Source organism: uncultured Thiocystis sp., assembly GCF_903866365.1.
GTDB lineage: Bacteria > Pseudomonadota > Gammaproteobacteria > Chromatiales > Chromatiaceae > Chromatium.
The window spans coordinates 1-5,925 of record NZ_CAIPNF010000412.1; the positions used below are offsets into that span (position 1 = coordinate 1).

Consider the following 5,925-nt stretch of genomic DNA (forward strand, 5'->3'; position numbering starts at 1 on the left):
GCCGCTCCGGTCGACGCCGCTCCGGTCGACGCCGCTCCGGTCGACGCCGCTCCGGTCGACGCCGCTCCGGTCGACGCCGCTCCGGTCGACGCCGCTCCGGTCGACGCCGCTCCGGTCGACGCCGCTCCGGTCGATTCCGCTCCGGTCGATTCCGCTCCGGTCGATTCCGCTTCGTCTCAGCCGCAAACGAGCGCGCCCGTGTCGACGCCCGCTCCTGTGGCAAAAGCAGTCGAGCCAGTGGCGACCGAGGCGGCTCCAGCGGTCGAACCAGTCGCGACCGAGGCGGCCCCGGCAGTCGAGCCAGTGGCGGTCGAGCCGATCCCGGTCGTTGAGCCGGTCGAGCCAGCGGCGACCGAGACGGCCCCGGCAGTCGAGCCGGTCGAGACCACCTCAGAGCCAACGGTTGTCGAAAGCGCCCCCGTTGTTGCCGAACCTGAACCCGCGCAGCCCGTCGAGGTAGCGCCTGCTCCGATTCCGGCTCCAGTCGCCGCGCCCGCGGCACGGCCCCAGCCGCAGTGGATGTTGCATATGGCTCCGCTGCGCGCCCCCCCGAGATAATGCAAACCGAGATCGCGCAGCCAGCGGCCGCGCGATCTCCCTAAATCATTGGCGGATCGGCTGTATGTTGATCTCGACAGGTCGCTCGACCCGATTCCTGGTTTGCTTGCTGAGCCTGCTCATCCATGGCGTGGCTGACGCGGGTTGCCGGACAGGCGATACCGTCACCCTGCTGCATTTCAACGACTTCCACGGTCAACTGGAGCCCGATACCGACGATGCCGCCGCTCCGGGCCATCCCGCTGGCCTCGGCGGTCTTGCGCGGCTGGCGGCAACCGCGGCGCGGGTGCGCGCGGAGGATCCCGACCGATCCGTGCTCCTCCTGTTCGCCGGCGACCTGCTTCAGGGCACGGTCAGTTCCAGTCTGTTCCTCGGCATCCCTGACGTCATCCTGTTCAACCGCATGGGCGTGGATGCCGCTGTCATGGGCAACCATGAGTTCGATTATGGTCAGGAGGTCTTCCGGCGCCTGGCCGGACAGGCGGATTTTCCCTTTCTCTCGGCCAATATCCAGACCCATCCAGAGCCCTTGCCGGTCCAGCCTAGCCTAATGATCGCCAGGCCGGGCGGGCCGACTGTCGCCCTGCTGGGACTGACCACCCCGGAGCTGACCACGGCGACCCATCCGCGCAATGCCGTGGGTGTGAGCGTCGAGGATCCGGTGATCGTCGCCCGGCGTCTCGTGCCTGAGTTGCGCGCACAGGCCGATCTGGTGGTCGTCCTGTCGCATCTCGGGCTGACCGACGACCGGCGGTTGTCACAGGCGGTTCCGGGGATCGATCTGATCGTCGGCGGTCACAATCATTTTGTTCTGGAACAACCGGTGCTGGAAGGCGATGTCGCGATCGTGCAGGCCGGCGAGCGCGGTCACTGGCTCGGTCGCCTGGATCTGGCCTGTCGGGAGGGGCGTCTGGCGCGCACCGCCTACCGTCTTCTGCCCATGGATGCCAGCGCCCCCGAAGATCCCGAGATGGCGGCCGAGGTCGCGCGCATCGTCGCGGATGCCGAGGCTGGACTGGCCGAGGAGATCGGGGTGGCCGCCGTGGACTTGAGCGCCCGGCGCGAGGACATTCGCCGTGGCGAGGCCGTCTTTGGCAATCTCGTGGCCGACCTGGCGCGCGAGGTCACGCTGGCGGATGTCGCCCTGTTCAATGCCGGCGGCTTCCGGGCGAATATCCCGGCTGGACCCGTCACGCTCAAGCAGGTCTATGAAGCCTTTCCCTTCCGTAACGAACTGGTCGTGGGCCAACTCACCGGGGCGCAATTGATCGCGGCACTGCAACGGAGCGCCGCGTTCGATCCCGAGGACAATCCTGGCGGATTGCTTCAGGTCTCCGGTCTGCGCTATGGCATCGCGGACCGGCGGCTGGCATCGGCCAGCCTGCCGGATGGCCCCCTCGATCCAGAGCGGCTTTACCAGGTCGTCATGCCCGATTTTCTGGCCGCGGGCGGCGATGGCTATGCGATGCTCACCGAGATGACGACTCCGGTGATGACCGGCCGCCTGATTTCGGACCTGCTGATCGACGCCATTCGCCATGGGAAGACCATTGCGCCCGTGCTGGATGGACGGATTCAGTGTCGTTCGCCTTGACGATGCGGGCGGCTTGCAGCAAGCCTCATCCGTCACTATCTCCTCACCGATGCACCACTCACGCAAAACCGCCAGATGGATCGTTCTGCTCTGCCTGCTGGCCTTTCAGGCTCAGGTGATGGCGGGCATCTGGCTCGACTGCAAGCACTCAAAACCGACCTCCGAGTTTGCCGATTGTACGATGCATGCCGTGGACCGAAGCGCCGATGCAACGGTCGATGGCGATCAACCGTTCAAATGCGCCAAATGCGCGTTGGCGGTCGCTTTTGGCGTGATCCACGGTCTGCCATCCGCCACAGTCACGCGGGCGCTTCCCACCGGCTCCGACCAATACATGAATCCCGCCAGTTTCTATTACCGCTTCTTCCCTGACCGAGCCGCTCGACCTCCTGACCCGCCGATCGCCTGAGCCCCGCTGACGTCTGTCAGCCTGTTCGGCGCGCGCGCTTGCGTTTCGCCGGTCTCCATTGCTCGATGCGGCGCCCACGGTTGCGGTGCCGGAGGTGATCACCATGCTCAAGCCTTCCCTGTCCCGGCGTCCCGTACCGCTGGGACGTTTTCCCGTCCCGTTCCTGGCGGTCCTGTTCTCGATCCTGTTGTTGCCGGCCTGCGGCAGGGAGTCGCCGATACGCGCCACACCCAGCGAAACCTTGTCTGAAACTCTGGGAGACACGCCCCTGGAGCACGCGGCCAAGCACCAGGATCCGACCTATGTCTGCCCCATGCACCCGCAAATCGTTCGGGATGCGCCGGGCACCTGTCCGATCTGCGGCATGAACCTGGTGGAACAGCGGCAGGATCCGCTGATGGATGACGAATCCGAGGGTCGACCACAGGTCCGACTCGACGCGGCGGCCGTGCAAAACCTTGGGGTGCGGACCGCGCGCGTCGAGCGCGGCACGCTCTGGAAATCGATCCGCACCCTTGGCCGAGTGGAGTACGACGAGACCCGTCTGGCTCACCTGCATCCCCGCGCAGACGGCTTCATCCAGGGGCTTGTCGTGAGGGCCGAGGGCGAGCCGGTCCGGAAGGGTCAGGAACTGGCGCAACTCTATGCGCCCGACATTCTCTCGGCCCAGGTCGATTTCCTTCAGGCACTGGCCCCGCAGCCGGCGGGCGTGGCGCAGGTCAAGACGGACAAGGCGCGCAACATTCTGCGTCTGCTGGAGGTTCCCGAGTCCGTCATCGGCGATATCGAACGGCGTCGCGAGACCCGCCAGACGATCCCCGTGCTGTCCCCGATCGATGGCGTGGTGACCGAGATGATGGCCCGCGAAGGCATGTACGTCACCGCCGCGAGCGCCATGTTCACCATTGCGGACCTGAGCCGGGTCTGGGTGCTGGCGGACATCTTCGAGCATCAGATCGACTGGCTCGCACCCGGACTGACGGCGGAGATCCGGCTGCCGGCGCGACCCGGTCAAACCTGGACAGGCAAGGTGGACTATCTCTATCCGGCACTGGATCCGAAAAGCCGCACGCTGCGGGTACGGCTAGTCTTCGAGAATCCCGAACTGGCGCTCAAGCCCAATCTGTTCGCCAACGTCGTCATTGAGGGCGGACCCCGGCGCGGGGTGCTGAAGATCCCATCCGAGGCGCTGATCGTGACCGGCGAGCGCGCGAGCGTGGTCAAGGCGTTCGGGGAGGGACGGTTTCAGCCCATTGATGTGGTGGTCGGCATGCAGTCCGGCGGGGAGGTCGAGATCCTGTCGGGGTTGGACGAAGGCGATGAGATCGTCGTCTCCGGTCAATTCCTCATCGACTCCGAGTCCACTTTGAGCAATCTCGGTCGGGGGTCTTCCATGGCGCCGGGAGGCGATCATGTGCATTGAGTTTTATGCTGCGTTGGCGCTTGGCATTTCCCAAGATGGAAATTATCAGAGACGTTCATTCATGATTTTTCAGGGAGAATCATCATGAAATGGGTGATTCTCTGGTCGCTGCGAAATCGCTTTCTGGTGTTGTTGGCGGCGGTTCTGCTCACTGCGTGGGGTCTGGTGTCTGTCAAACAGACCCCATTGGACGCCATCCCCGATCTGTCGGATGTGCAGGTTATCGTGCGCACGGCCTTTCCGGGTCAATCGCCCCAGGTCGTCGAGGATCAAGTGACCTATCCCATCACCACCACCATGCTGGCGGTGCCGGGCGCCAAGGTGGTGCGGGGCTATAGCTTCTTTGGGGACAGCTTCACCTACATTCTCTTCGAGGATGGGACGGATCTCTACTGGGCGCGCTCGCGGGTGCTGGAGTATCTGAGCCAGGCCGCCGCGAGCCTGCCGGAAGGTGTCCAGCCGCGACTGGGACCGGATGCTACCGGGGTCGGCTGGGTCTACAGCTATGCCCTGGTGGATCGCACCGGGCGGCATGATCTCTCGCAGCTGCGTAGCCTCCAGGATTGGTTCCTGAAGTTCGAGTTGCAGGCGGTGCCCGGCGTCGCCGAGGTCGCGACCGTGGGCGGCATGGTCCGTCAATATCAGATCGTGGTCGATCCCGAAAAACTGCGCGCCCATGGCATTCCGCTGTCGCGGGTCGCGGAGGCGGTGCGCGGTGCCAATCAGGAGGTTGGCGGCTCGGTAATCGAACTGGCCGAGGCCGAATACATGATCCGTACCCGCGGTTATCTGACCGGGCTGGCGGACATCGAAACCATCCCGGTGGACCTGACCGAGCGCGGAACGCCGATCCTGCTGCGCGATCTGGCGCGGGTTCAGATCGGCCCGGAGATGCGTCGCGCGGTCGCCGATCTGGACGGGGAGGGCGAGGTCGCCGGCGGCATCATCGTGATGCGCTCCGGCGAGAACGCGCTGACGACCATCGCGGCGGTCAAGTCGAAGCTCGACGCGCTCAAAGCCGGGCTGCCCGAAGGGGTCGAGATCGTCGAGACCTATGACCGCTCGGAACTCATCCTGTCGGCGGTGGATAACCTCCGCGACAAGCTGATCGAGGAATTCGTCGTCGTCGCGCTGGTCTGTCTGGTCTTTCTCTTCCATCTGCGCTCGGCCTTCGTCGCGGTCATCAGCCTGCCGCTCGGCGTGCTGGTGGCATTTATCGTCATGAATGCACAGGGCATCAACGCCAACATCATGTCGCTCGGCGGTATCGCCATCGCCATCGGGGCCATGGTCGACGCCGCCATCGTCATGGTCGAGAACGCCCACAAACATCTGGAGCGCGCCGGCCCCGACCTGACCCGCGCCCGGCATTGGGAGGTGATCGGCCAGGCCGCGACCGAGGTCGGTCCGGCGCTGTTCTTCTCGCTGCTCATCGTCACCCTGAGCTTCGTGCCGGTCTTCACCCTGGAGGCGCAGGAGGGACGGCTGTTCGCGCCGCTGGCGTTCACCAAAACCTATGCCATGGCCGCCGCCGCGGGTCTGGCGGTCACCTTGGTGCCGGTACTCATGGGCTATCTGATCCGGGGACGCATCCCGCGCGAGTCAGCCAATCCGCTGAGCCGGGCGCTTATCCGGGCCTATCGACCGCTGCTCGTCCAGGTGCTCCACTGGCCACGGACGACCATCGCACTGTCCGTCCTCCTCCTTTTCAGCACACTGATCCCGCTGGCGGGGATTGGCGGAATCCTGGCCCCCCTGAAATGGCCATTCCAGGCCGTGGGGCTGGTCGTGGAGACTGGACCGCATCGGGCCGCGATCGCCCAAATCGAATCCTGGCAGGCGGGGCTTGCCAGCGGTTGGCGCGAAACCTTCCGCGCGGTCCCCGTGCTGCAAGACTGGCACAGCGGCCTGGGCTCCGAATTCATGCCCGAACTCGACGAA

The 5,925-nt window shown here is 65.3% G+C and carries 4 protein-coding genes and 1 pseudogene; all 5 read left to right on the plus strand.

Annotation, left to right across the window (positions count from 1 at the left end; genetic code table 11):
• A pseudogene (locus QZY07_RS22755) lies at positions 1-558 on the plus strand (hypothetical protein); the annotation flags it as partial.
• Positions 559-622: 64 nt separating this feature from the next.
• On the plus strand, positions 623-2,152 hold the full coding sequence (locus QZY07_RS22760; RefSeq protein ID WP_295407895.1) for a bifunctional UDP-sugar hydrolase/5'-nucleotidase: 1,530 nt from the start codon (positions 623-625) through the stop codon (positions 2,150-2,152).
• Positions 2,153-2,201: 49 nt separating this feature from the next.
• Positions 2,202-2,561 carry a hypothetical protein gene (locus QZY07_RS22765; protein ID WP_295407898.1) on the plus strand — a complete coding sequence of 120 codons (360 nt, stop codon included), beginning with the start codon at positions 2,202-2,204 and terminating at the stop codon, positions 2,559-2,561.
• 103 nt (positions 2,562-2,664) lie between these two features.
• Positions 2,665-3,984 (plus strand): efflux RND transporter periplasmic adaptor subunit, encoded by a 1,320-nt coding sequence (locus tag QZY07_RS22770; protein ID WP_295407901.1) that lies wholly within the window; start codon positions 2,665-2,667, stop codon positions 3,982-3,984.
• 81 nt (positions 3,985-4,065) lie between these two features.
• On the plus strand, positions 4,066-5,925 hold a 1,860-nt coding region (locus QZY07_RS22775; RefSeq protein WP_295407905.1), incomplete at its 3' end, for an efflux RND transporter permease subunit.

Coding starts and splice junctions, on each gene's coding strand:
- QZY07_RS22760 (WP_295407895.1), top strand. CDS start 623: ATGTTGATCTCGACAGGTCGCTCGACCCGATTCCTGGTTTGCTTGCTG.
- QZY07_RS22765 (WP_295407898.1), top strand. CDS start 2,202: ATGCACCACTCACGCAAAACCGCCAGATGGATCGTTCTGCTCTGCCTG.
- QZY07_RS22770 (WP_295407901.1), top strand. CDS start 2,665: ATGCTCAAGCCTTCCCTGTCCCGGCGTCCCGTACCGCTGGGACGTTTT.